We start from the raw sequence: 23,495 nt of genomic DNA, 5'->3' as shown, positions 1-23,495 counted from the left end.
TTCCTACGCCCACACCACCTGCGCCAGCGCCACGCCCGCGAAGGCCGCTCCCAACCCCGCCACCACACTCGCGACCACGTTGACCGCGGCGTAGAAGCGCGCCCCGGTCTCCGTCAGCCGCAGGGTCTCGTAGGAGAACGTCGAGTACGTCGTCAGCGCCCCGCACAGACCGGTGCCCAGCAACAGCTGGAGGTGGGATCCGGCGGCCCCGGCAGCCACCGCGCCGGTGAGCAGGCCGAGGACCAGACAGCCGGTGACGTTCACTGCGAAGGTGCCCCAGGGGAAGACCGAGTCGTGCCTCGACTGCACCGTGCGGTCGGTGAGGTAGCGGAGCGGGGCACCGACCACGGCACCCGCTATGACGAGCAGCCAGTTCACAACGACTTCTTACCCTTCGTGCCCGCTTTGTCCTGAGTCCGGTCCCGACTGTCGTCCCGGCCGACGTACCGGATGACCTCGCAGTGGTCGAGGGTGACCAGGCCCTCGGTGACGAGTTCGTCGAGCTGCGGCAGGAACTCCCGTACGCGCGTCTCCGTGTCGACGATGACCACGGCCACCGGCAGGTCCTCGCTGAGGGAGAGCAGCCGGGAGGTGTGGATGAGGGAGGAGGCGCCGAAGCCCTCGATGCCGCGGAACACACTCGCCCCCGCGAGCCCCGCTGCGTGGGCGCGGTGCACGATCTCGGTGTAGAGGGGCTTGTGGTGCCAGGTGTCGTTCTCGCCGATGTGGACGGTGACGCGCAGGGCGTTGCCGGTCAGCCTCGTCATGGCTGCCTCCACTTCAGGACGCGGCGGGCGGCCTGGGACGCGAGCCACACCGCGGTGAGGGCCGCGAGCAGGGTCGCGGAGAGATAGGCCAGACCCGTGGCCGGGTGGCCGTGGTCGACGAGTTTCTGGATGTCGACGGCGTAGGTGGAGAAGGTGGTGAAGCCGCCGAGGACGCCCGTGCCGAAGAAGGGGCGGACCAGGCGGTGGGCGGCCCACACGTCGGTGATGACGACCATGAACACGCCGATGACGGCACAGCCGACGACGTTGGTCCAGAAGGTCGCCCAGGGGAATCCGCCGGGCTGGGCGGGCCAGTGGAGGGCGAGGGCGTACCGGGCCGTGGCACCCAGGGCGCCGCCGAGCGCGACCACCGCGACCACGGGTGCCTGGCCCTGCCAGACGGCCTGGCGTGGGGGCCCGGTGGGGGTGCGGAGGCTCTCCGGGGCTGTCATGGTCGTGTCTCTCCTACTCGCCGGGGCCCGGGCATGCGGGCGCGCTCCATCGCAAGTAGGGACCGTTGGCGGCGCCTTCGCCGCGGTTCGGGTACGGCGGGCCCCACCGCCGTGCCGCGAGGGTGATCGCGACCGAGGACCAGGGTAACGCCGGGTGCCTGCCGGGGTCACTTCGCGGCGGGCGGCTCGCACAGCGCGATGCCGCGCTCCCAGAGGCTGCCGAGTACCAGGTGCCCGGAGGCCTCACAGACGCTGGTGACCATGCGGAAGCGGGACCGGTGCCGGGTGAGGATGGGGGTCCCCCCGCTCGAACGTAGTTGAGAGTGGGGGCGGACGGTCTCGCCGTGGTCGTCGACGGCGAGGGCGCCGATGGTGCCGGTCGGCCGGAAGGGGGCGCGCACGGCCGCGCGGGCGGCGGCTCGGCGGACCGGCGGGGCGGCGCGGTGCAGCAGGTCGAGCGGGGGTACGCGCGGGCCGGCGAGGGAGACCCAGATGGGGCCGTCGGGTCCGCCGCGCCAGATGTTGTCGGGCATGCCGGGGAGGTTCTCGGCGAGGGGTTCGCTGCGGCCGGCCCGCGGTCCTTCGAGCCAGTAGCGGGTGAGGCGGTACGCCCCGGTCTCGGCGACGGCCAGGAAGGACTCGTCGGCGCTCACGGCCAGGCCGTTGGCGAACTGCAGCCCCTCAAGGAGGACTTCGGGGGTGTCGTCGCCGGGTGCCAGGCGCAGCAGGCGGCCGGTCCCGGTGTGTTCGACGATGTCGCCGATCCTCCCCCACTGCCTTGAGGGCGTGGGGGGACCCCCAGGTCCAGCGGGTAACTCCGGCTGGAGACGGTGAAGTACACGCTGCCGTCGGAGAGTGCGACGACGTTGCTGCAGAACCGCAGCCTCTCCCCCGCCACCTCGTCGGCGATGACGCGTACGGTGCCGTCGGCGAGGTCGACGCCCAGCAGTCCGCGTTCGGCGTCGCACACCAACAGGCCCTCGTCCGGGAGGAGTTCGAGGCCGAGTGGCCTGCCGCCGGTGTCGGCGAGCGTCTCGACGCGGGCGGCGAGGGGTTCCGTGAGGCCGTCGACGCGCAGGATGCGGCCGTCCTCCACTCCGGTCAGGATCCGGCCGCGGGCGTCGGCGACGACGTCCTCGGGTCCGCGGCCGCCGATCGCGACGTAGTGGCGTGGGGTCAGTGCGGTGGGACGGTCCATGAGGTGCCCTTCCGGTGCGGTCGCTACCAGCCCTTCTCGAACATGCGCGCCACCTCCGCGATGCGCATCTCGTCCCGACGGTAGTAGGTCCGCCACCGGATTCTCCTGGCGCGCAGCAGGCCGATGTTCACCAGGAGGCCCAGGTGGGTCTCCGCGACCGAGCGGGGCACCCCGAGCTTGCCCGCGACAGCGTCGGCGCTGACGCCGTCCTCGACGGGGTCGATGTGCCGCTGCGGCGGGAAGTGCGCAGCCGGGTCCTTCAGCCACTCCAGGATGGCCAGGCGCATCTCGCCGGTGGGAGTTCTCAGCATCGCTCGCGCCTCCGTCCGAGCCTCCTGAAACCGGGTGTGCCCACTGTCCCGCAGCCGGAGCCGCCGTGTCCCCAAGTCGCCGAGCTTGTCCGATATCGAACTGGCCCCCTCCGCCCGCGGCTCGTGGTCTCGCGGGCGGAGGGGAGTCGGTTCAGCCGTCGAGTCGTACGACCCGGACGGCGCCCGCCGGGACGGCGAGACTGCCCGCCGCGGGCTCTCCGGTGAGCAGTTCGGTGCCCCCCGCCTCCAGGGGCACCTTGGCCTCGGCCGCGGTGTGGTTGACCACGAAGACGAAGGAACCGGCCTCGCCGTTGCGTCGCACAACCTCGACGTCGTCGGGCAGGTCCGCGCGGGAGGGCAGTTGGGCGTCCTCCGCGGCCCAGCCGAGCAGCGCGTCGAGGCCCTGGGCGGCCAGGCGGGTGGAGACGTACCAGGCGGTGCCCTCGCCGAGGCGGTGCCGGGTGACGGCGGGGTGGCCCGCGGTCAGGCCGTCGGCGTACGTCCACACGGTCTCGGCGCCGCGCGGCACCACGAACTCCGTCCACACGTCGCCGGTGAGCTCGGAGCCGTCGGGGCCGGTGATGCGCACCAGCTGGTCCGGGAGCAGCGGCGAGAACTCCTCGACGGTGAGACCGAGAACGTCCCTCAGTGCGCCCGGGTGGGCGCCCTCGTGGACGGCGTCGTGCTCGTCGACGATGCCGGAGAAGTACGAGACGACGAGGGTGCCGCCGTTCTCGACGTACTCCCTGAGGTTGTTCCCGGCGGTCTCCGTCATCAGATAGAGAGCCGGTACGACGACAAGGGGATAGGCCGACAAGTCGGCTTCCGGGTGGGCGAAGTCGACCGTGAGGTGGCGGTCGTAGAGGGCCTCGTAGAAGGCGTCGGCGCGCTCGCGCGCGTCGTGGTCCACGCTGGGCCGCCAGTCCAGGTTCTGCGCCCACCAGGAGTGCCAGTCCCACAGGACGGCCACGTCGGCCTGGGTGCGGGTGGAGCGGATGGCGCTCAACGAGTCGAGGGAGGCGCCCAGTTCGACGACCTCGCGCCACACGCGTGTGTCGGTGCCGCCGTGCGGGACCATCGAGGAGTGGAACTTCTCGGCGCCGCGCCGGGACTGGCGCCACTGGAAGAACATGGCGCCCTCGGATCCGCGGGCCACGTGCGCGAGGGAGTTGCGGGCCATCTGGCCGGGGGCCTTGGCGGGGTTGCGGGGCTGCCAGTTGATACCGGAGGTGGAGTGTTCGAGCAGGATCCAGGGTGCGCCGCCCGCGACCGAGCGGGTCAGGTCCGCGGCCATCGCGAGGTTGACGTGGGTGCGGCGGCCGTCGGTGATGAGGTAGTGGTCGTTGGTGACGATGTCGACCTCGCGGCCCCAGGCCCAGTAGTCGACGGAGTCGCACTGGCTGAGCGCGGTCATGAAGTTGGTGGTGACCGGGACGCCCGGGGAGAGCCGGTGCAGGATGTCCCGCTCCATCACGAAGTTCTCGCGCATGGTGGCGTCGGCGAACCGCTTGTAGTCCAGCGCCTGGCCGGGGTTGCCGACGGTGGCCGCGGTGCGGGGTGGCTCGATCTGCTCGACGCTCGTGTAGTGCTGGCCCCAGAAGGCGGTGCCCCAGGCCTCGTTGACGCCGTCGACTCCGCCGTACGTCGTCTCCAGCCAGCGGCGGAAGTGGGCGGCGCAGGAGTCGCAGTAGCAGGCGGAGACGGGGACGCCGTACTCGTTGTGCACGTGCCACATCGCGAGGGCGGGATGGTCGGCGTAGCGCTCGGCGAGCCTGGTGGTGATGTTCGCGGCGGCCGCGCGGTAGGCGCTGTCGCTGTGGCAGATGGCGCCACGCGAGCCGAACGCGAGACGGTTGCCGTCGGCCGTGACGGGCAGCGCGTCGGGGTGGGCGCGGTAGAACCAGGCGGGCGGTACGACGGTGGGCGTACCGAGGTCGACACGGACGCCGTTCGCGTGCAGCAGGTCGATGATCCGGTCCAGCCAGCCGAAGTCGTACACGCCGGGTTCCGGCTCCAGGAGCGCCCAGGAGAAGATCCCTACGCTGACCATGGTGACCCCGGCCTCGCGCATCAGCCGGACGTCCTCGTCCCAGACGCTCTCCGGCCACTGCTCCGGGTTGTAGTCCCCGCCGAAGGCAAGCCTGGTGAGGCCCCTGGGGGTGGTCTCCGGCATGGTCTCTCCCGTTTCGAGTGGATGGGAACGTGCACACACGGCTCCAGAGGTGTGCGGCCCAAGGTAACCGTACAGGGACGAGGCTTGCCAAGTGCTTTCGGTGAGACTTTTCTGTGCACGATCCCAGAGCGTCGGAATGCCGCCGCTGCCGTCCCCGCCGTACGAGCCCCTCCTTCGCGCCCTCCCGGGCCTTAGAGTCTTGACCATGAACAATGCGGGGGGCCGGCGTAAACCGCCGACGATCCACGACGTGGCCCGCGAGGCCGGGGTCTCGCGGGGCACCGTCTCGCGTGTGCTCAACGGCGGACACTACGTCAGCCCTCCCGCCCTGGAGGCGGTCAACGCAGCCATCCGCAAGACCGGGTACGTCGTCAACCGGCACGCCCGCTCCCTGATCACCGGACGCTCCGACTCGGTCGGCTTCCTGCTCACGGAGCCGCAGGAGCGGTTCTTCGAGGACCCCAACTTCAACGTCCTGCTGCGCGGCTGCACCCAGGCGCTGGCCGCGCACGACATCCCGCTGCTGCTGATGCTGGCGGGAACCGAGGACGAGCGGCGCCGGATCAAGCGGTTCATCACGGCCGGCCACCTCGACGGCGTGCTGCTGGTGACCAGCCATTCCGCCGACCCGGTGGCCGAGGAGCTGCACAAGGCGGGCGTGCCCGTCGTGCAGTGCGGCAAGCCCATGCGGTCGGGTTCGAAGGTGAGTTACGTGGCCGCGGACGACCGCGACGGCGCCCGTGACATGGTGCGCCATCTGCTGTCCCTTGGCCGCCGCCGGATCGGCATCGTGACCGGTCCGCCGGACTCACCCGGCGGTGTGGACCGCCTCGCGGGCTACAAGGAGGTGCTCACCGAGGCCGGCATCGAGATCGACGAGCGGCTCGTCGTCTCCGGCGACTACAGCCGGACCGCGGGTGAGGAGGGCACCGAGCGGCTGTTGGCGCGGGCCCCGGACATGGACGCCCTGTTCGTCGCCTCCGACCTCATGGCGCTGGGCGCCCTGACGGCCCTGCGCCGGGCGGGCCGCCGGGTCCCCGAGGACGTCCCCGTGGGCGGCTTCGACGACTCCATCGCGGCGACGGAGGCCACGCCCGCCCTCACCACCATCCGCCAGCCCTACGACCGGATCAGCGCCGAGATGGTGCGGGTGCTGCTGGCGCAACTGGGGGGCGAGGATCCGGCGGCGGTGATCCTGCCCACGGAGCTGGTGCGGCGGGAGTCGGCGTGAGCCCCGGTGCGTCGGGGCGGGCGGACGGTGACCGGTCAGGATCGGAGAAGCGGCCCTCCCCTCCCCCGGCCTAGCGTGAGACCACCGACGCGGAACGTCGGGGACCACCTCACGAAGGAGCACACCATGACTGCGGGCCTCAAGACGATCATCTACCCCGTCAAGGACCTGGCCGCGGCGAAGGCCCTGTTCAGCGCACTACTGGGGGTGGAGCCGTATGCCGACGAGCCGTACTACGTCGGCTTCAAGGACGCCGGGCAGGACGTCGGCCTCGACCCCAACGGGCACGCCCGGGGCATGACAGGACCGGTGCCCTACTGGCACGTGGACGACATCCGGGCGACCCTCGCGGCGCTCGTGGCCGCCGGGGCGGAGACACTGCAGGACGTCCAGGACGTCGGCGGCGGCAAGCTGATCGCCTTCGTCCGGGACGCGGACGGGAACCTGGTCGGCATCACCCAGGACCCTCAGGACTGACCAACTCCTTGCGCGTGCACTAGTTGCGCACTCAATGAATGGCCGGATCGGTGTTACCGTGCATGTATGGCGGTGAAAACGGTCGAGACCGGTCTCGAGGAGCGTTGGCGGGACATCCTGGCGGTGCACGCGCGCACGATGTGCGAGATCGACCGCGTGCTGCATCCGCACGGACTGGGCGCGAGCGATTTCGAGGTGCTCGACATCCTCGCCACGGAGTCGCCCCGCGAGGGGGATCAGTGCCGGGTGCAGAATCTGGCCGGGCGGGTGCATCTCAGCCAGAGTGCGTTGTCGCGGTTGATCGGGCGGCTGGAGAAGGACGGGCTGGTGGAGCGGTCCATGTGCGTGGAGGACCGACGCGGGGTGTATGTCTCGCTCACCCGTAAGGGCCGTGCACTGCATACCGAGGTGCTGCCGCTTCAGCGGGGCGTCCTGGCCCGGATGCTCGACGACGCCTGAGAGCGGAGCGGCCCTGGCGCCCGCTAAGCCAGCAGGCCCCGTACCGCCTCGAACGCCGCCTCCACCGTCGCCGGGTCCGCGCCCGGTCGGGCGAGGGCGCTCATGGGGATCGGGGTGACGTCGGGCAGGCCCTCGTACGGGGTCAGGCCGTCGGGGGCGGGGCCCACCGCCGCCAGCAGTGCCACGCCCTGGCCCGTGCGGGCGATGTCCAGGACGCCCGCGAGATAGCCGGCGTCTCCGACGACCGTGGCGGGTACCCCGCGTGCGGCCAGGGTCGCGATGGCGCGGCGGCGGATCGCGCACGGGTCCTCGATGGCCACCAGCGGCACCGGGGCCGGCGCCCGCGGCGGCTCCCAGCCGGGTACGGCGTGCCAGGTCAGCGGCAGGCCGCCGACGCGGGTGCCCTCGGTCGCGGCGGCCTCGGTGACGTACACCGCGACATCGACGCTGCCGCGCTCCACGGCCTCCACCAGCCGCGCGGAGCGGTCGATGCGGAAACGCACCCGGCAACCCGGGCGGACCGCCTCGACGGCGGCGGTCAGCCTCGGCAGGAACTGGTCGGCGGCGTGCTCGGTGGAGCCGATCGTGACCGTGTCGCCGTCGGCACCGAGGAGGGTGCGCACGGCCTCGTCGTGGACGGCCAGGATCCGGCGGGCCTGTTCGAGGAGGAGGCGCCCCTCGGGGGTGAAGCGGGTTCCGCGGCCCTCACGCTCGACGACCGGACGCCCCAGAATCTTCTCCAGCTTGCGCACATGCTGGCTGACCGCGGACTGGCTCAGGGCGAGGGCCTGGGCGGCGCGGTGGAAGCCGCCGCAGTCGGCTATCGCGGTCAGGCTGCGCAGGGCCACGATGTCCAGGACGGGTTGGGGCATGCCGTGACACTAGCCGCTAGGGTCGATCGATCGCGATAGCTGATCGGTTTCGATGCGGAATCGTCGTTGGACGCGGTCCGTCACGGTCGGTCATCATGAACGCATGCTGCACGCGACCACTACTGCTGCCCTTCTGACGCAGCGCCGAGTCATCGACTTCGGCGTGGCGTGCAGCGCGCGCTGTCGCTGACCTCCCCGCGGCCTCCGGCCGCGTCTCTTTCTGAGCTGATCACGTTCACTTCCTGCTGACCCGTGACAGCTCCTCCTGTCTGCACATTTCCCTGCCCTGACACGGGAGTTGCCCCCTCATGCCCTCCTCCTTCTCCTGGGACGAACCCGAAGGTCTCGCCGCGCGCGGCACCCTGATCGTGCTGGCCGGCCGTGGTGAACACGGCGGTGTGTACGAGCGGTTCGGCCGCCGGCTCGCCTTCGACGCGTACCGGGTCCGCGCCCTCGGCGACGCCTCCGCCGACCCCTCCGTCCTCGACGAGGCGTCCAAACTGCTCGCCGACGAGTCACTGCCCGGCCCGAAGGTGCTGGTCGGCTCGGACACCGGAGCGCTGTACGCCGCCCGGCTGGCCGCCGAGCGGACCGTGGACGTCGACGCCCTGATCCTGGCCGGACTGCCCACCTCCCCCTGGACGCCCGGGAGTTGGCAGGCTGAGGTCGAGGCCCGCACCGCGTGCCCGACCCACCAGGGGCGGCTGACGAACGACCCGGAATTCCGGCGGGGCGCCCTCGGCTCGGCTCCCGAGCTGCCCGGACCCCACCTCGACGGCGTACACGTCCCCGTCCTGGCCCTGCACGGCGAGGACGACACGGTGAGCCCGGTCGACCAGGCCCTCGCCGCGTACGCGGGTGCGCGGACCGTCCTGTTCCACGGCGGTCGGCACGACCTTCTCAACGACGCCCTGCACCGCACCGTCGCCGCCACGGTCGTCCTCTTCCTGGAGCGGCTGCGGCTGTCCCCCGAGCTGCCGCCGATCGCCGAGGAGCGGGCATGACCGTCACCGTGACCGTCGCGGAACTCCGCGAGCTGCTTGCCTCGGACACTCCCCCGGCCCTGCTCGACGTCCGCTGGGCGCTCGGTGATCCGCACGGCCGCGAGCACTACGCCGAGGGCCACATCCGGGGCGCGGTCTACGTCGACCTGGACACCGAACTCGCGTCCGCCCCGAGCCCCGACGGCGGCCGACATCCGCTGCCCTCGATCGAGGACCTTCAGGAGGCGGCACGCCGGTGGGGTCTCCGGCAGGGCCAACCCGTCGTCGTCTACGACGACTTGGGCAACACGGCCGCCGCGCGGGCCTGGTGGCTCCTGCGGTACGCCGGGCTCGGCACGGTGACCCTGCTCGACGGGGCGCTCGGTGCCTGGCGGGCCGCAGGACTGCCCCTGGAGTCGGGGTTGCCCACCGATCCGCCGCCGGGTGACGTCGTCCTGCGGGCGGGTGCGCTGCCCGTGGTTGACGCGGACGGAGCCGCCGAACTCACCGTGTCCGGGCTGCTCCTGGACGCGCGGGCGAGGGAGCGGTACCGCGGCGAGGTGGAGCCGGTCGACCCGCGTGCCGGTCACATCCCGGGTGCCGTGTCCGCGCCGACCGGCGAGAACCTCGCGGCGGACGGCACCTTCCTGCCGGCCGAGGAACTGCGCAAGCGGTTCGAGGAGCGGGGCGCCGGCACAGCGGAGCGCATCGGCGTGTACTGCGGTTCGGGCGTCACCGCGGCCCATCAGATCGCCGCGCTGGAGATCGCCGGGTTCGAGGCCGCCCTCTTCCCCGGCTCCTGGTCCGCCTGGTCGTCCGACCCGGAACGACCGGCCACGAAGGGAAGCCGGCCATGACGACGAACACACCGGTGCTGCAACAGGCCGCCCCGGCGAAAGCCGCCCGGGTCACCATCCGCGGCACCACGAAGAGCGGCAGCCGCTTCGCGGTCCCCCGTTCCGTGCGAAGGGCAGCGGGCCCCGTCGGTCTCGTCCTCCTGTGGTTCCTGACCTCGGCCACCGGAGTCCTCCCGGAGTCCGTGCTGGCCTCGCCCGTCGACGTCATCGAGCAGGCCGTCGAGCTCACGAAGAACGGCGAACTCCCCAGCGCCATCGCCGCGTCGGGCCGCAGGGCCGCCACCGGCTTCCTCATCGGCGCCACGATCGCTCTGAGTCTGTCCCTCCTCGCCGGGCTGTTCCGGCTCGGCGAGGACGTCATCGACTCCTCGATGGGCATGTTCCGGGCCATCCCGTGGGTGGGTCTGATCCCGCTGTTCATCATCTGGTTCGGCATCGAGGAGACCCCGAAGATCGCGTTGGTCGCGCTCGGCGTGACCTACCCGCTGTACTTCAACATCTACGGCGGCATCCGCTCCACCGACGCCCAACTCGTCGAGGCCGCACGGATGATGGGCCTGGGCAGGCTCGGCCTGATCACGTACGTGATCCTGCCGAGCGCGTTGCCCGGCGCGCTCGTGGGGCTCCGGTACGCGCTGTCCACCGCGTGGCTGGCGCTGGTCTTCGCCGAACAGATCAACGCGGACGCGGGGCTCGGTTATCTGATGAGCAACGCCCAGCAGTACTTCCGTACGGACGTCATCGTGCTCTGCCTCGTCGTGTACGCGCTGCTCGGACTCGCCTGCGACTTCGCCGTACGCATCCTTTCCCGCCGTCTGCTCACGTGGCGGGCCAACTTCGAGGGCGAGGCCTAGACATGCCCAACAGCGTGGAAATACGCGGACTTTCGCGCGCCTTCGACGGCAACACGGTCCTGCACGAGCTCGATCTCGACATCCGTGAGGGTGAGTTCGTGGCCCTGCTCGGGCACAGCGGCTGCGGGAAGTCGACGCTGCTGAGGATCCTCGCCGGGCTCGACGAGGAGATCGGCGGCGAGGTGACCGTACCCGCACGGCGCAGCGCCGCCTTCCAGTCACCGCGGCTGTTGCCGTGGCTGAAGGTGTGGCGGAACGTCGTCCTCGGACTTCCCGGGCGACCCGATCGCGCGCTGGCCGCGAAGGCGCTCGACGAGGTCGGCATCGCGGACCGCGCGACCGTCTGGCCCAAGACGCTCTCCGGTGGCCAGGCCCAGCGCGTCTCCCTGGCCCGCGCCCTGGTCCGTGAGCCCGAACTGCTGCTCCTGGACGAGCCGTTCGGCGCTCTCGACGCCCTGACCCGGGGCCGGGTGCAGCAGCTGGTGGCCGAGCTGTGGCAGCGGCACGGTTGCGCGATCCTCCTGGTCACCCATGACGTGGAGGAGGCGCTGCTGCTCGCCGACCGGGTCCTGGTGATGGACGAGGGCCGGATCGCCCACGAGCTCACCATCGACCTGCCCCGCGCCCGTGATCTGACCGCCCCCGAGTTCGTCTCCCTGCGCGCCCGCCTCCTGAACTGGCTCGGCGTGACCCGCACCCTGGAAGGAACCCCCTCGTGATCCGCAGACTCGCCACCGCCGCACTGAGCTTCTCCGCCCTGCTGGCGTTGACAGCCTGCGGCGCCGACTCCTCCGCCGAGGCCTCGTCCAAGGAGGTCACCCTCACCGTCGGCGACCAGGCCAAGACCCTCCAGACCATCGTCGCCGCCTCGGACGCCCTCAAGGGCGCCAAGTACAAGGTGAAATGGGCCGAGTTCGAGGGCGCTGCCCCGCTCTACCAGGCCGTGCAGGCGGGTGCCGCCGACACCGGCTACTCCGCCGACCTGCCGGCCCTCCAGGCCCTCAGCGGTGGAGTGCAGATCAAGAACGTGGCCGCTCTGCAGAACGACGGCACCCATGTCGGCATCGTCGTCGGCAAGGACTCCGGCATCGACAGTGTGAAGGACCTGAAGGGCCAGAAGGTCGTGGTGTCCTCGGCCAAGGGCAGTGTCTCGGAGTATCTGCTGGCCAACGTGCTCAAGCAGAACGGCCTGAGCTACCAGGACGTCAAGGTCCAGTACCTGCTGCCGACCGACGCACAGGCCGCGTTCGCCTCCGGGAAGATCAAGGCGTGGGCGACCTTCGGCGTCTACCAGGCCGTCGGTCTGGAGCAGGGCGGCAAGCTGTTGGTGGACGGCGCGGACGGCCGGGTCAGTGGCATCGGGTTCATCAACGCCTCCGACAAGGCCCTCGCCGACTCGTCGAAGAAGGCCGCGCTGACCGACTTCCTCAAGCGCCTCGGTACGGCCCTGACCTGGACCAGCACCCACCAGGACGCCTACGCCAAGGCCATCGAGACCCGTAACGGCGCCGACGCCACCGTGGCGAGGACACTGGCCTCGGCGGCGTACGGCAAGGTCCTGCCGATCACCGACGACGTGAACAGCACCGTCCAGGGCGTGGCCGACCTCATGAACGGCATCGGGGTCCTGGAACCGAACGTCGACGTGGCGAAGTCGGCCGACACGTCACTTCTCAAGTAGTCGCCGCCACAAGGGAGTTCTCATGCCTGTCGAGTTCATCAGCGCCGTCCACACCGACAGCGGGGCTTCGGGGCCCGCCGCCACGAGCCGCACCGGCTTCGACCGCGACCATCTGCGCAGGTACGCCCGCGCCCTGGACGACGGCGGCTTCGACCACACCCTGGTCGCTTACCACTCGGCGTCCCCGGACGCCTTCCAGATCGCCCAGTTCGTCGCCACCCACACCGAGCGGATCCGCCCGATCCTGGCGCACCGGCCGGGTGTTGTCTTCCCGACCCACGCGTCCCGGGCCCTCGCCACGCTGGACCGGATCAGCGACGGGCGGCTGTCCGTCCACATCATCTCCGGTGGCAGTGACGAGGAGCAGCGCCGGGAGGGCGACTACCTCAACAAGACCGAGCGGTACGAGCGTTCGGACGAGTACATCCAGATCCTGCGGAAGGTGTGGCAGGCCGACGGGCCGGTCTCGCACGAGGGCAAGTACTTCAGGTTCGAGGGCTACTACTCGGACGTGAAGCCGGTCAAAGGGCTGATCCCCATCTCCGTCGGCGGCTCCTCCCAGGACGCCTACCGGGTCGGCGGGCAGCAGGGCGACATCTTCGGCCTGTGGGGCGAGCCGCTGAAGGAGACGGCAGAGCAGATCGCCGCCGTCAACGCGGTCGCCGACGCCGCGGGGCGCCCGCACCCCCGTATCTGGGTGTCGTTCCGCCCGATCATCGCCGCCACCGACGAGCTGGCCTGGGAGAAGGCCCACCGCACGCTCGGCGTCCTCAAGGACCAGGCGAAGAACACCGAGTTGCTGCGGCACTACCGCACCACGGGTCGCCCGGCCAACGTCGGCTCCCAGCGGCTCCTCGACATCGCCGACCGCGGCGAGCTCCACGACCGCTGCCTGTGGACCGCCCCGGCGGTCGCCACCAACGCGGCCGGCGCCTCGACCGCACTGGTCGGCTCCCCGGAGACGGTCGCGAAGGCCCTGCTCGACTACGTCGACATCGGCTGCGACCTGCTGTCGATCCGCGGCTACGACCCGCTGAACGACGCCATCGACTACGCCCGTCACGTCCTGCCGCTGGTCCGGCAGGAACTCGCCCACCGCGCCGCCGGCGCCCACGCTGCCTGATGGAGAGCCCGTGTTGTTCCGACGTTCCCTGCGCACGTCCGCCGCCGTAGTCGCCCTGCTCCTGCCCTTCGCGACGGCATGCGGCGGCGACGCCCGGGCCGAGTCCCCCACCGTCACCCTCAACGTCGGTGCGACCGGCTGGAAGACCGAGGAGGCGGTGCTGAAGTACGCCCACCTCGACGACACCCCCTACCGCGTCAAGTGGAGCCTCTTCCAGGGCGGTGACCAGCAGCTCCAGGCCGTCCGCGCCGGAGCCCTCGACCTCGCGTCCTCCAGCGAGATCCCGCCGGTCTTCGCCGCCGCCGACGGCGACCCCAACTTCAAGGTCGTCGCCGTGCAGAAGGGCGCGACCCTGAACCAGGAGGTCGTCGTCCCAAGGGGTTCCAAGGTCACCGACATCGCCGGCCTGAAGGGCAAGAGGGTCGGCTACGTCCAGAACACCACCGCCCACTACTTCCTGTACGAGCTGCTGAAGCAGGCCGGCCTGAAGTGGTCCGACATCGACGCCAAGCCGCTTCTGCCCAACGACGGCCTGGCCGCTCTGAACGGCGGCGGCATCGACGCCTTCGCCTCCTACGGCACCTCGATCATCACCGCCCACCAGCAGGGCGCCACGACGGTCGGCTCCGGCAAGGACATCCTGTCCGGCAACTTCCTCTGGTCGGCGCGGGACAGCGTGCTGAAGAGCCCGGAGCAGAAGGCGGCCGCCGCCGACCTGATCGCCCGGATCACCAAGGCGTACGCCTACGTCCGCGACGGCCACCTGGACGGCTTCGCCCAGGTCACCGCGGACGCCACCCACCAGCCCCTCGCCCAGGCGAAGAAGGACCTCACGGACGCGCAGGCGCAACGCCCCACGCAGGCCCGCACGGTGGGCGACGACGCCGTCGCCTCACAGCAGAAGGTCGCCGACGCGTTCACCGAACTCGGAGCGCTGAAGCAGCACTTGGACGTGAAGTCGTTCTGGACCACCCAGCTCAACGCCGACCTCGAGAAGGCACTGTGACCCAGCGCATCGCCGACCTCGCAGCCGAGTACGACCGATCGGCCGCCTTCCCCGCCGAGTCCCTGCGCATCGCCCACGAGGCGGGACTGCTCACCGCCACCATCGGCGAGCAGTACGGCGGCCGGGGCGCGGGCGTCGAGGAGAGCGCGCGCATCCTGCACTCGCTGGGCCGGGCCGACCCGTCCGTCGCCCTGATCGCGGCGATGACGCTCACCAACCACGCCCGTCAGGCCGTACAGCCGCACTGGCCCGAGGAGCTGTACGCGCGCGTGGTGAAGGAGTCGTTCGCGCGTCCTGTGTTGCTCAACCACGCGCGTGTGGAGCCCGATCTGGGTTCCCCCGCGCGGGGCGGGCTGCCCGCGACCCGGGCCAGGCGGACCGCCGACGGGTGGGCGGTCAGCGGGACCAAGCGGTTCGTGACGGGGGCCGAGGGGCTCGACTGGTTCCTGGTGTGGGCGACCACCGACGAGGACGAACCGCGGGTGGGCACCTTCCTGGTGGCGGGGGACTCGCCCGGCATCGAGATCACCGGGCGCTGGGACCAGTTGGGCCTGCGGGCGAGCGGTAGTCACGACGTGACCTTCCGGGATGTCGAGGTGCCGTACGAGCACGTGATCGGGATCGGGCCGCACGGGCCCGCCGCCGAGCAGGACAACCGGGCGGGCGCCGCGCTCCATCTCCCGCTCGCCGCCCTCTACTTGGGTGTCGCCAGGGCCGCGCAGGCGTTCTTCCACACCTTCGCCCACGCGCGCGTGCCCGCCAACCTCGGTCATCCGGTGGCGCGTACGGAACGCTTCCGCCGTACGGCCGGGGAGATCGAGGTGCTGCTGGCGGCGGCCGAGCAGCTGGTGTTCGACGGTGCCGCGAAGCTGGACGCCGGTGACACCTCGTACACGCCCGAACAGGCCCTGGGAGCACGGGTGTTGGCGGACCGGCACGGGGTGCGGGCAGTCGAGGCGGCCGTACGGCTGCTGGGGAATCCGGGGTTGTCCCGGGGCAACCCGCTGGAGCGGCACTTCCGGGACATCCAGTGCGCGCCGGTGCACGCGCCCCAGGAGGACATCGCCCTGCTCGCGATCGGAACGAAGGCGTTGAACCCATGACAGCGGCACCGGAAACGACCGTGTCGGCGCGGTTCCTCGGGCTGCTCGCCCGTGATCTGCCGCCCGACCGGCTGAGCACCGACCCGGGCGTGCTCGCCACCCACGCCACCGATCGCTCAGGCACCCGACCCCGGGGCGAGCCGCTGGCCGTGGTGCACGCCCGGCGCACGGAGGACGTGACCGTCACGCTCCGGCACGCCCACGAGCTGCGGGTCCCGGTCGTGCCCCGGGGCGCGGGCACCGGGCTTTCGGGTGGGGCGACCGCCGACGAGGGTGCCCTCGTGCTGGATCTCTCCGGGATGAACCGCGTGCTCGAACTCTCGGCCGACGACCAGCTCGCCGTCGTCGAACCGGGCGTGATCACCGCCGAGTTGGACCGGGCGGCGGGCGTACACGGGCTGCGGTACGCGCCGGATCCGGCGAGTGCGGCGCTGTCCACGATCGGCGGGAACATCGCGACCAACGCGGGCGGCCTCAGGTGTGCGAAGTACGGGGTGACCCGGGACAGTGTGCTGGGTCTGGAGGCGGTGCTGGCCGACGGGACGGTGATCAGCACGGGCCGCCGTACGGTCAAGGGTGTCACCGGGTACGACCTCACCGCGCTCCTGACCGGCTCGGAGGGCACTCTCGCGGTGATCACCTCGGCGACGCTGCGGCTCAGGCCGGTCCCGGTGGCGACGGCCACCCTCGCCGCCTGGTTCCCTTCGTTCGAGGCGGCGGCCGAGGCCTCGTACGCCGTCGCCCGGGCCGGGGTCGAACCCGCGCTGGCCGAACTCGTCGACGGGCCCGTACTGCACGCCGTCGACCCGGCGCTGCGGGAGCGGGGAGCCGCGCTGCTGGTGGTGCAGTGCGACGGGGCGGGTGCGGCGGCCGAGACGGCGGCCGTGGCCCGGCTGCTCGCGCCGCTCGCCTCGGCGGTGGAGGTGACGGAGGACCCCGCCGAGGCAGAGGCGCTGCTGGCCGCCCGTCGGCTCGCGCTGCCCGCGCTGGAACGGCTGGGCCGTCCCCTGATCGAGGACATCGCGGTGCCGCGGTCCCGGCTCGCGGAGGCCGTGCGGGAGATCCGGGCGATCTCGGCCCGGCACGACGTGCCCGTGTTCACCATCGCTCATGCGGCGGACGGGAATCTGCACCCCATCATCGTGGTCGACCGGGCCCTGGACCGGTTGCCGGACGCCGCGTGGGAGGCGGCCGGCGAGATCTTCGCGCTGGCGCTCAGGCTCGGCGGGACGCTGACCGGCGAGCACGGAGTGGGGGTGCTCAAGCGGCAGTGGGTGGCCGAGGAACTCGGGCCCGCCACCCACTCCCTGCAGCGCCGCATCAAGGAGGTGTTCGACCCACGAGGCATCCTCAACCCCGGAAAGGCACTGTGAAACCCGGGTGGTGTCCTGCCCGGCATGACCGGCCGTGCGCGGGGTCATGCTGAACAGCAGACACCGAGCGGGGAAGGGGCTGACGACGCCTTGGCCGTGGAAGAGGACCGGGCCGCCGGGTTCAGCAGCTACGCGACGAGCTCCGTGGAGGAGGCGCACGACGCGATCGCGGCCCACTACTACGACCTGCGGCTCGAAGTCGCGGGCCAGGCCTCGCTGTTCGCCACCCGGCTCAGTGTCGTCGAGCTCGGCGCGCTCACCGTCGGCGACATCCGCTTCGGGACCGAGATGCGGATGAGCTTCGGCGAGCCGGGTGTGTACCACGTGGCCGTGCCCTTCGGCGGTTGCTTCAGCGTCCAGGAGGGGCGCGCGGACGTGGAGTTCGCCACCGAGCGGCGGGCGCTGGTCTTCGATCCCGAGCACGACATCCACATCGACACCTGGTCCGCCGACTGTCAGGCCCTCACGGTCAAGGTCGACAAGGCCGCCCTACTACGGCAGTTGGAGGTGTTGCTGGGCCGGGCGGTGCGTCGTCCGCCGCGGTTCGGACCGTACATGGACGTCTCCCGGGGGCCAGGCCTGAGTTGGGTGCGGCTCGCGATGTGGAACTTGCGGGAGCGGGACGTCCCGGACGGGATGCTGAGCCATCCGATGATCCGTGGTCGTCTTGAACAGGCCCTGCTGGAGGGGATGTTGCTGGCCACCGACCACACGTTCCGGGACACGTTGGCGGCGCCTCCGCCCGCGATGCGTCCGGCGTCGGTGAAGCGGGTCATGGACGCCGTGCAGGAGCTGCCCGCCGAGCCGTACGACGCGAACCGGCTCGCGGCCATCGCCCAGGTCAGTCTGCGCACCCTGCAGGAAGCTTTCCGCAGGTATGTCGGCATGTCGCCCATGGCCTACGTCCACGAGGTGCGGCTGCAACGCGTGCACCGGCAGCTGCGGGCGGCGGCGCCGGGCACGACGACCGTGACGGACGTGGCTCATGCGTGGGGGTTCGTCCATCTGGGCCGGTTCGCGCGGCGGTACCGGGAGCGCTTCGGGGAGTCGCCCTCGCAGACGCTGCGCGCCGTGTGAGCCCTCACGCCCGCCGATCCGCCGCGCTTTGCGGCCATGCGCCACGCAATCCGGAGCGACGGCCTGCCGGATCGGTCCTATGGTCGGGGCACGGCGATCGCAGACCGCACCGGGGATGAGCAGGGTCGGCGCCGCTCATCCCCGTTACCGATGCGAGAACCGGGGTGCGACAGCGGGAGCGTCCGCACCCCTCTGCGGGCCCGGCCGCTCCCCCTCCGTCGCATCTGGTGGCCGGGCCCCACCGTGTGTGATCAGCCCTGCGGCCGCGCCAGCAGTGTGCGCACGCCCTCGGAGGTGAGGGTCAGCGGATGCGTGGAGCTGGCGTCGATCGAGAGCGAGAGATCGCCGTCGGGCCACTGCGCGGCGAGTGCGCCCAGCGGGACGAGACGGTAGCGGGAGACGAACGGCAGAAGCTCGGCCATCTCCGTCTCCGAGGTGAACACGGGCACCACGGGAGCGCCGTCCTGCTGCTCCAGCACGGGCAGCGCCACGGTCGTGTCCTCGTCCCCGGCGTCGTCGGGGACCGGAATGAGCACGTCGCTGGTCGCGAGCGTGTTCAGCGCCGTCGCGTCGTCGGTGTTCTGCGTCAGCGCGTCCAGCGCCCGCTGGGCCGGTGTGGCGATGTTGTCGTTGGCGGGTGTGTCCATGGCAGATCCCCTGGTAGCGGCGGTCGTGCGGCCTCGTCCGCGGGCATGATCGCCCGGGGCGCGGTTCTGCTCGCGTACCCGAGCGTGCCGAGAGCATGCGTGCGGGACGTCAGGGAATCAGCGCGATGTGCTCCGAGGGCAGGCCGAGGGTGTCGCAGCCGACCCGCCGTACGAGGGGCTCGTACATGCCGGGCCCCACGTGGGTCCAGTACGTGGCCGCGTCCCGGAAATAGCGCTGCATGCGTTCACCGTCGCGGGCGTGCCGGGAGCCGGCCGTGCGGAAGAGGACCCCCTGGAGCACGTCCCAGGCCATGCGGCCGGCGTTCAGGAACGTCAGGGCGAGCAGGTTGTCCTCGACGAGCGTGAAGGGCGCCTCGCCGCTCACATTGCGACGGCATGCCTCCATCCAGTCCTGTGCGGTCTGCCTGAGGGCCGCCTCGGCCAGGTGGATCATGCCGAGGGCCTCGCCGAGGTGGCGCTGGTAGTCGTGCAGGTCGGCGCGGGTGCGGTCGGGCTCCAGGAGCAGGGGGCGGGCGGCGACGATCCGGGCGTACTCGTCGGCGGCGGCGTACGCGGTGCCGATCATGACGGCGGCCAGCTCGCCGTGGAAGAAGCTCGGTGAAGACGTACGAGGGGCCCGACGCCGAGCTCAGACTCCACCGCGAACGCGTGCTGCTCACGGGACTCAGGGGCCTGCTGCCCGTGCCGCCGGTGGTGGCGGCGGCGGACGGTGCCACCCTCACGCTCGGCTTCGTGGCCGGCACCCCGGGCCAGGAGCTCCTGGACTCGGGGCACGCGGTACAAGTCCTGGTGAGCTGCGGGGAGTTGCTGCGCCGGCTGCACGAAACCGACCCGAGCGTGCTCCGGGCGGGCGCCGACCAGTCGGGCAAGGTACTCGTGCACGGCGACTTCGGTCCCCACAACATGCTGCTGGACCCCTCCACCCGCGCGGTCACAGCAGTCGTCGACTGGGAGTTCGCCCACCTGGGAGATCCGGTGGAGGACCTGGCCTGGTGCGAGTGGATCGTGCGCACGCACCACCCCGCTCAGCGCCGGGCACTACGCCACTTCTTTCGGGCCTACGGCGGTGAGGTGCCGCCCTGGCCGGTGCGGAAGGCCGCCATGCTGGCCCGCTGCGAATCGCTCAGGCAGTTCTGTCACCGCTGGGAGCCGCACGGCTCGGGCGTGAGCCAGTGGCGGCGACGAGCGACCGCGACGGCCGGCTGGGAGGAGTGACCCGGCCCGACGGGCACTCGTCGAAGTAGGCCTTGGCGACAGCGCGTTGAGGTGGTACCTGGTGATCCGCCCGTCCTGGACGGTGGTGTGCAGGGCGAACGCGGTGTCGATGTCCCGGCCCGTCTTACCTCGTTCAGCGGGGCGGGCTGCTGTCCGAGCCGGGTGACCTGCTGCGCGAGTGGCTGCTGCTCGGCGCCTGGACTGGGCCGTCGGCCTCACCGCTCGGCCAGTGGCTGCTGTACCGGGCCGCCGACGCGCTCGTGCCGGCCGTGGTGTGGTGGTCGCTGCGTCTGCTGCCGGGTCTGCTCACCCGGACCACGGCACCGGTCATGGCCGCCGGCGCTGTCTGTGCGACCGTGCTCGGACTGCTGGCGAGCCAGGTCCTGCACATGGCGATCGACGACACCCCCGATGTGTGGGGTCCACTGCACGTGCTCGCCTTCCTCGCGGAGGCGTTCCCGCCGCCCTCACCTTCGGCGTCACGGCGGGACTGGCGGCCCTGACGGCACTTCGCCTGGCCGGAGACCGCGACACCGCCCGGTCCGGAAGCGACGAAGAGGCTGCTGCCACCGCGTGAGCCCTCCCGGTTGACGCGCAGCACCGCTCATGAGGGGGCTCGGCAGCGGCCTGCGGCCGCCCGCACAGTGATCGACGCCTCCGAAGGCCACGACCACAACACTCACCGCGGACTCGGAACGCCTCCGCAGGTCTTGACCCGGCTCCCCCCGGCGCGTACAACGTTCCTCGGCAGAAAACGTTTACTGGCACCGCATCGACGGACCGTCGCCCGCACCGAGCCGCGCGCCGACGCGGCCCTCAATGGAGAGGCCCCTCCCACGATGAGAACCGCAGAGGACCGGGAAGAGCCCACCGCGGAGAGAGCGGGCAGGCCAGGGGCACTGTCCCGTCGGGGCGTCCTCAAGGGCACGGCCGTCACCGTGGGGCTGGCCGCGGCAGGCGTCGGCGCCACGCAGCCGGCGCACGCGGCCGCCGAGGCGCCCGGCGCAAGCAACTCCGTCTGCGCGACAGCGCGCATGGGCGGCAACGCCATCACGATGTCGGTGGTGGACGGAGCCCTGCGCTGGTCCGTCCAGCACAAGGGCAGAACGGTGATCGACACGTCCGTCCTCGGCCTCGGACTGAGCGACGGGACCGTCCTCGGCAGCGATGTGACGGTGCAACAGGACGGGCAGGCGACCACCCGCACCACCTGGACCCCGGTGTACGGGCGCAACGCCACCGTCACCGACCACTACCAGGAGCAGCGCTGGGACCTGCGGGACACCGCCTCGGGGATCCGCTTCGGCGTACAGATCCGCGCCTACCGGACCGGTGTGGCGCTGCGCTACCTGCTGCTCGACGAGGGCACGGTCACCGTCTCCGACGAACTGACCACGTTCGCCTTCCCCGACGGCACCACCGTCTACAGCGCCCGCGACGAGAACGCCTACCTCCCGGTGGCCCCCGGCTCGATCCCGGTCACCGGTACCGCCACCACCGACAACGGCCCGCTGACCGACCTGCCGCTGACCGCCGACCTCACGGACGGACTCATCGCCTGCGTCTGCGAGTCCGCGCGGCTGGACTTCCCCCGGCTGATGCTCAGTTCGGTCGACGGCCGGCCGGGCACCCTGGCCGCGTTCCTGATGGAGCACACCGCCCGCGGCACCGGCCCGGTCGAGACGGCCAGCACGGTGACGACTCCGTTCGCCACACCGTGGCGCGCGACAGTAATCGGTTCCACCCACGCCGAACTGATCGACAACGCCGAGCTGGTGCTCAACCTGGCCCCGCCCAACGTCCTCGCCGACACCTCGTGGATCAAGCCGGGCAAGGTCTTCCGCTGCGAGCTCACCACCGCTGCCGGCCTCGCGGGCGTCGACTTCGCCGCGGCCCGGGGCCTGGAGTACGTCGAGTACGACGCCGGCTGGTACGGCCCCGAGTTCACGACCGTCGACGCGACCAAGCCGATCGCGGCGATCGACCTGCCGTCGGTCATCTCCTACGCCACGAGCAAGGGCGTCGGCGTCTTCCTCTACGTCAACCGGCTCGCACTGACCGACGCGGGCTCCCTCTTCGCCCTCTACAAGAGCTGGGGCGTCCAGGGCATCAAGCTCGGCTTCATCAACGACGGCACGCAGTCGATGACGAACCAGATCACCGACTGGGCGAAGGCGGCCGCCGAGCACCGGCTGCTGATCGACATGCACGACGACGTCCGGCCGTTCGGCTACGAGCGCACCTACCCCAACTGGATCAGCCTGGAGGGCGTCCGCGGCAACGAGCAGTTCCCGACCGCCACGCACAACGTGACGCTGCCCTTCGCCCGCAACATCGGCGGTCCGATCGACTACACCATCTGCTACGGCCAGTCCCGGGACAAGACGACCAACGCCCACCAGATGGCGATGGCCGCGGTGTACTACCAGCCGCTCAACTTCCTCTTCTGGTACGACAAGCCGTCCAAGTACGCCAACCCCGCGAACTGGCCGGGACTGCCCTGGTTCAACGCCGTCCCCACCACCTGGGACGAGAGCCGTACCCTGGCCGGGTCCATCGGCGAGTACGTGGCGGTCGTCCGCCGCAACGGGGACACCTGGTACCTGGGCGCCATGACCAACGAGACGTCCCGGACCCTGTCGCTCCCCCTGTCCTTCCTGGGCAGCGGAACCTACACGGCGACGGTCTACGGCGACGGCACCCCGGGTGCCAGCCCCTACCAGACCCCTGTCGTGGTCAGCACCCAGACCGTCACCTCGGAGTCAACACTGAACGTGGCCATGGCCCCGGCGGGCGGTCAGGCGGTCGTCCTGAAGCCGAGCTGACCGGGGTCAGCCGTCGACCGCCCGGTCCCCCCAGTCCGCTCAGTCGGCGAGGAGCCGGATCGTGCGGTCGACGTGTTCCTCGTGCAGATAGTGCCCGGAGTCCGACCAGTGCTCCACGCGGGACCCGGGCGCGTGCAGGGTGCCGCGCTCCCATACGGCCGCCTTCCGCGAGGTCCACACGGTCAACGCGGGCCGGGTGCGCAGCCGTAGGCACTCCTCGCTGTGCGGCCGGATGCCGACCGCGCCCGGATCGGTGTACATACCGGCGTACGCCTGGGCGATGACGTGGTCGGGCGTGCCCAGCATGGTGCGGACATGGGCCGTGCGCAGACCCGCCGGGGCGTCCGGGGCGAACGCTCCGGCCACGAACTCGGCGGCCTCCCGGGCCCCGCGTTCCCGGTACGCGGCGAGCCGGGCCGGGATCCCGTCCACCTCGGCGCCGTGCGCACCGTGCGCGGGATCCAGGGCGACCACGGAGCGGACAAGGGCGGGATGCCGTACGGCGAGCAGGTTGACCACCTGCCCGCCCATGGAGTGCCCTACGGCGGTCACCGGCCCGTCGACGAGGGCCGCGAGGTCGTCGGCCATCTCCACCGGGGTGTTGCCCTCGTCCGGCACCGGAGACCGGCCGTGCCCCCGCAGATCCGGTACGACGACACGGAACCGCCCCGCCAGCGCCTCCGCGTGCGGCGACCACTCCCTGCCGTCCCCGCCCCAGCCGTCCACCGGGACCGGGGCGTCGGCCGGTCCGAGGTCGGTGCGGAACAGCCGGATCCGGCCCATCAGGCGT

General features: G+C 71.5%; 25 protein-coding genes and 1 pseudogene. 16 read left to right on the top strand and 10 right to left on the bottom strand.

The features are described from left to right. Positions 1-3: 3 nt before the first annotated feature. From crcB (AB0D34_RS02075) to AB0D34_RS02050, 6 genes and pseudogenes are all read right to left on the bottom strand, one after another. A complete protein-coding gene (gene crcB / locus AB0D34_RS02075; protein ID WP_362655045.1) occupies positions 4-378 on the bottom strand; it encodes a fluoride efflux transporter CrcB in 375 nt (124 codons plus the stop codon). Further along, complete coding sequence (locus AB0D34_RS02070; RefSeq protein WP_362655042.1) at positions 375-767, bottom strand: DUF190 domain-containing protein; 393 nt, start codon at positions 765-767, stop codon at positions 375-377. Before AB0D34_RS02070 ends, crcB (AB0D34_RS02075) begins: the two co-directional genes overlap by 4 nt. After that, on the bottom strand, positions 764-1,219 hold the full coding sequence (crcB, locus tag AB0D34_RS02065) for a fluoride efflux transporter CrcB (protein ID WP_362655039.1): 456 nt from the start codon (positions 1,217-1,219) through the stop codon (positions 764-766). The genes AB0D34_RS02070 and crcB (AB0D34_RS02065) overlap by 4 nt, the downstream gene beginning before the upstream one ends. A gap of 167 nt (positions 1,220-1,386) precedes the next feature. Further along, a pseudogene (locus tag AB0D34_RS02060) lies at positions 1,387-2,417 on the bottom strand (SMP-30/gluconolactonase/LRE family protein). Between the two features lie 23 nt (positions 2,418-2,440). Further along, positions 2,441-2,728, bottom strand: a complete 288-nt coding sequence (locus AB0D34_RS02055; protein WP_362655036.1) for a winged helix-turn-helix domain-containing protein — start codon at positions 2,726-2,728, stop codon at positions 2,441-2,443. A gap of 151 nt (positions 2,729-2,879) precedes the next feature. Further along, complete coding sequence (locus AB0D34_RS02050) at positions 2,880-4,901, bottom strand: beta-galactosidase (protein WP_362655033.1); 2,022 nt, start codon at positions 4,899-4,901, stop codon at positions 2,880-2,882. A gap of 199 nt (positions 4,902-5,100) precedes the next feature. Between AB0D34_RS02050 and AB0D34_RS02045 the strand changes: the two genes are divergently transcribed. The 3 genes from AB0D34_RS02045 (at position 5,101) to AB0D34_RS02035 (ending at position 7,068) form a co-directional block, all read left to right on the top strand. After that, a complete protein-coding gene (locus AB0D34_RS02045; protein ID WP_362655030.1) occupies positions 5,101-6,132 on the top strand; it encodes a LacI family DNA-binding transcriptional regulator in 1,032 nt (343 codons plus the stop codon). A 126-nt stretch (positions 6,133-6,258) separates the two neighbouring features. Further along, positions 6,259-6,609, top strand: a complete 351-nt coding sequence (locus AB0D34_RS02040; protein WP_362655028.1) for a VOC family protein — start codon at positions 6,259-6,261, stop codon at positions 6,607-6,609. Between the two features lie 66 nt (positions 6,610-6,675). Next, positions 6,676-7,068, top strand: a complete 393-nt coding sequence (locus AB0D34_RS02035) for a MarR family transcriptional regulator (protein WP_362655025.1) — start codon at positions 6,676-6,678, stop codon at positions 7,066-7,068. 23 nt (positions 7,069-7,091) lie between these two features. Here AB0D34_RS02035 and AB0D34_RS02030 read toward each other — a convergent pair whose 3' ends face one another. Beyond that, positions 7,092-7,940, bottom strand: coding sequence for a LysR family transcriptional regulator (locus AB0D34_RS02030; protein WP_362655022.1), 849 nt, complete (start codon positions 7,938-7,940; stop codon positions 7,092-7,094). A gap of 308 nt (positions 7,941-8,248) precedes the next feature. Here AB0D34_RS02030 and AB0D34_RS02025 point away from each other — a divergent pair, with 308 nt between their 5' ends. The 10 genes from AB0D34_RS02025 to AB0D34_RS01980 all read left to right on the top strand — a co-directional run bounded on the left by AB0D34_RS02025 (position 8,249) and on the right by AB0D34_RS01980 (position 17,997). After that, the gene (locus tag AB0D34_RS02025) at positions 8,249-8,944 is read left to right on the top strand and encodes a lysophospholipase (protein ID WP_362655019.1); all 696 of its coding nucleotides are present in this window, start codon (positions 8,249-8,251) and stop codon (positions 8,942-8,944) included. Continuing rightward, positions 8,941-9,780 carry a sulfurtransferase gene (locus AB0D34_RS02020; protein ID WP_362655016.1) on the top strand — a complete coding sequence of 280 codons (840 nt, stop codon included), beginning with the start codon at positions 8,941-8,943 and terminating at the stop codon, positions 9,778-9,780. The genes AB0D34_RS02025 and AB0D34_RS02020 overlap by 4 nt, the downstream gene beginning before the upstream one ends. Continuing rightward, positions 9,777-10,634 (top strand): ABC transporter permease, encoded by an 858-nt coding sequence (locus AB0D34_RS02015; RefSeq protein WP_362655013.1) that lies wholly within the window; start codon positions 9,777-9,779, stop codon positions 10,632-10,634. Before AB0D34_RS02020 ends, AB0D34_RS02015 begins: the two co-directional genes overlap by 4 nt. Positions 10,635-10,636: 2 nt before the next feature. Further along, positions 10,637-11,353 (top strand): ABC transporter ATP-binding protein, encoded by a 717-nt coding sequence (locus tag AB0D34_RS02010; protein ID WP_362655010.1) that lies wholly within the window; start codon positions 10,637-10,639, stop codon positions 11,351-11,353. Continuing rightward, positions 11,350-12,315, top strand: coding sequence for an aliphatic sulfonate ABC transporter substrate-binding protein (locus tag AB0D34_RS02005; protein WP_362655007.1), 966 nt, complete (start codon positions 11,350-11,352; stop codon positions 12,313-12,315). Before AB0D34_RS02010 ends, AB0D34_RS02005 begins: the two co-directional genes overlap by 4 nt. 22 nt (positions 12,316-12,337) lie before the next feature. Continuing rightward, positions 12,338-13,438 (top strand): LLM class flavin-dependent oxidoreductase, encoded by a 1,101-nt coding sequence (locus AB0D34_RS02000; RefSeq protein WP_362655004.1) that lies wholly within the window; start codon positions 12,338-12,340, stop codon positions 13,436-13,438. 10 nt (positions 13,439-13,448) lie between these two features. Continuing rightward, positions 13,449-14,444 carry a PhnD/SsuA/transferrin family substrate-binding protein gene (locus AB0D34_RS01995; RefSeq protein ID WP_362655001.1) on the top strand — a complete coding sequence of 332 codons (996 nt, stop codon included), beginning with the start codon at positions 13,449-13,451 and terminating at the stop codon, positions 14,442-14,444. After that, positions 14,441-15,547: an acyl-CoA dehydrogenase family protein gene (locus AB0D34_RS01990; RefSeq protein ID WP_362654999.1), complete on the top strand. Its 1,107-nt coding sequence runs from the start codon at positions 14,441-14,443 to the stop codon at positions 15,545-15,547. Before AB0D34_RS01995 ends, AB0D34_RS01990 begins: the two co-directional genes overlap by 4 nt. Continuing rightward, positions 15,544-16,920, top strand: a complete 1,377-nt coding sequence (locus tag AB0D34_RS01985; RefSeq protein WP_362654996.1) for an FAD-linked oxidase C-terminal domain-containing protein — start codon at positions 15,544-15,546, stop codon at positions 16,918-16,920. The genes AB0D34_RS01990 and AB0D34_RS01985 overlap by 4 nt, the downstream gene beginning before the upstream one ends. A gap of 96 nt (positions 16,921-17,016) precedes the next feature. Beyond that, positions 17,017-17,997 (top strand): AraC family transcriptional regulator, encoded by a 981-nt coding sequence (locus AB0D34_RS01980; protein WP_362655396.1) that lies wholly within the window; start codon positions 17,017-17,019, stop codon positions 17,995-17,997. Positions 17,998-18,248: 251 nt separating this feature from the next. On the opposite strand, the gene AB0D34_RS01975 is transcribed toward AB0D34_RS01980, so the two are convergent. Next, positions 18,249-18,644 carry an SseB family protein gene (locus tag AB0D34_RS01975; RefSeq protein WP_362654993.1) on the bottom strand — a complete coding sequence of 132 codons (396 nt, stop codon included), beginning with the start codon at positions 18,642-18,644 and terminating at the stop codon, positions 18,249-18,251. A gap of 109 nt (positions 18,645-18,753) precedes the next feature. After that, positions 18,754-19,230: a hypothetical protein gene (locus tag AB0D34_RS01970; protein ID WP_362654991.1), complete on the bottom strand. Its 477-nt coding sequence runs from the start codon at positions 19,228-19,230 to the stop codon at positions 18,754-18,756. A gap of 32 nt (positions 19,231-19,262) precedes the next feature. Between AB0D34_RS01970 and AB0D34_RS01965 the strand changes: the two genes are divergently transcribed. The 3 genes from AB0D34_RS01965 (at position 19,263) to AB0D34_RS01955 (ending at position 22,705) form a co-directional block, all read left to right on the top strand. Continuing rightward, complete coding sequence (locus AB0D34_RS01965; RefSeq protein WP_362654988.1) at positions 19,263-19,880, top strand: phosphotransferase; 618 nt, start codon at positions 19,263-19,265, stop codon at positions 19,878-19,880. Between the two features lie 260 nt (positions 19,881-20,140). Beyond that, positions 20,141-20,383 carry a hypothetical protein gene (locus AB0D34_RS01960; protein ID WP_362654985.1) on the top strand — a complete coding sequence of 81 codons (243 nt, stop codon included), beginning with the start codon at positions 20,141-20,143 and terminating at the stop codon, positions 20,381-20,383. 336 nt (positions 20,384-20,719) lie between these two features. Then, entirely contained in the window at positions 20,720-22,705 is a 1,986-nt protein-coding gene (locus AB0D34_RS01955) for a glycoside hydrolase family 97 catalytic domain-containing protein (protein ID WP_362654982.1), read from the top strand. A 39-nt stretch (positions 22,706-22,744) separates the two neighbouring features. Here the strand turns inward: AB0D34_RS01955 and AB0D34_RS01950 are convergent, their stop codons facing one another. Then, entirely contained in the window at positions 22,745-23,488 is a 744-nt protein-coding gene (locus AB0D34_RS01950; RefSeq protein ID WP_362654979.1) for an alpha/beta fold hydrolase, read from the bottom strand. Between the last annotated feature and the right edge of the window lie 7 nt (positions 23,489-23,495).

It is taken from the genome of Streptomyces sp. NPDC048420 (assembly GCF_040651535.1).
Lineage (GTDB): Bacteria > Actinomycetota > Actinomycetes > Streptomycetales > Streptomycetaceae > Streptomyces.
This window is presented reverse-complemented; position numbering and strand designations above follow the sequence as displayed.

Excerpts from the sequence above, each read along its gene's own strand:
- AB0D34_RS02070 (WP_362655042.1), bottom strand. The coding sequence starts at position 767 with ATGACGAGGCTGACCGGCAACGCCCTGCGCGTCACCGTCCACATCGGC.
- crcB (WP_362655039.1), bottom strand. The coding sequence starts at position 1,219 with ATGACAGCCCCGGAGAGCCTCCGCACCCCCACCGGGCCCCCACGCCAG.
- AB0D34_RS02055 (WP_362655036.1), bottom strand. The coding sequence starts at position 2,728 with ATGCTGAGAACTCCCACCGGCGAGATGCGCCTGGCCATCCTGGAGTGG.
- AB0D34_RS02050 (WP_362655033.1), bottom strand. The coding sequence starts at position 4,901 with ATGCCGGAGACCACCCCCAGGGGCCTCACCAGGCTTGCCTTCGGCGGG.
- AB0D34_RS02040 (WP_362655028.1), top strand. The coding sequence starts at position 6,259 with ATGACTGCGGGCCTCAAGACGATCATCTACCCCGTCAAGGACCTGGCC.
- AB0D34_RS02035 (WP_362655025.1), top strand. The coding sequence starts at position 6,676 with ATGGCGGTGAAAACGGTCGAGACCGGTCTCGAGGAGCGTTGGCGGGAC.
- AB0D34_RS02030 (WP_362655022.1), bottom strand. The coding sequence starts at position 7,940 with ATGCCCCAACCCGTCCTGGACATCGTGGCCCTGCGCAGCCTGACCGCG.
- AB0D34_RS02025 (WP_362655019.1), top strand. The coding sequence starts at position 8,249 with ATGCCCTCCTCCTTCTCCTGGGACGAACCCGAAGGTCTCGCCGCGCGC.
- AB0D34_RS02020 (WP_362655016.1), top strand. The coding sequence starts at position 8,941 with ATGACCGTCACCGTGACCGTCGCGGAACTCCGCGAGCTGCTTGCCTCG.
- AB0D34_RS02015 (WP_362655013.1), top strand. The coding sequence starts at position 9,777 with ATGACGACGAACACACCGGTGCTGCAACAGGCCGCCCCGGCGAAAGCC.
- AB0D34_RS02010 (WP_362655010.1), top strand. The coding sequence starts at position 10,637 with ATGCCCAACAGCGTGGAAATACGCGGACTTTCGCGCGCCTTCGACGGC.
- AB0D34_RS02000 (WP_362655004.1), top strand. The coding sequence starts at position 12,338 with ATGCCTGTCGAGTTCATCAGCGCCGTCCACACCGACAGCGGGGCTTCG.
- AB0D34_RS01985 (WP_362654996.1), top strand. The coding sequence starts at position 15,544 with ATGACAGCGGCACCGGAAACGACCGTGTCGGCGCGGTTCCTCGGGCTG.
- AB0D34_RS01975 (WP_362654993.1), bottom strand. The coding sequence starts at position 18,644 with ATGGACACACCCGCCAACGACAACATCGCCACACCGGCCCAGCGGGCG.
- AB0D34_RS01970 (WP_362654991.1), bottom strand. The coding sequence starts at position 19,230 with ATGATCGGCACCGCGTACGCCGCCGCCGACGAGTACGCCCGGATCGTC.
- AB0D34_RS01955 (WP_362654982.1), top strand. The coding sequence starts at position 20,720 with ATGAGAACCGCAGAGGACCGGGAAGAGCCCACCGCGGAGAGAGCGGGC.
- AB0D34_RS01950 (WP_362654979.1), bottom strand. The coding sequence starts at position 23,488 with ATGGGCCGGATCCGGCTGTTCCGCACCGACCTCGGACCGGCCGACGCC.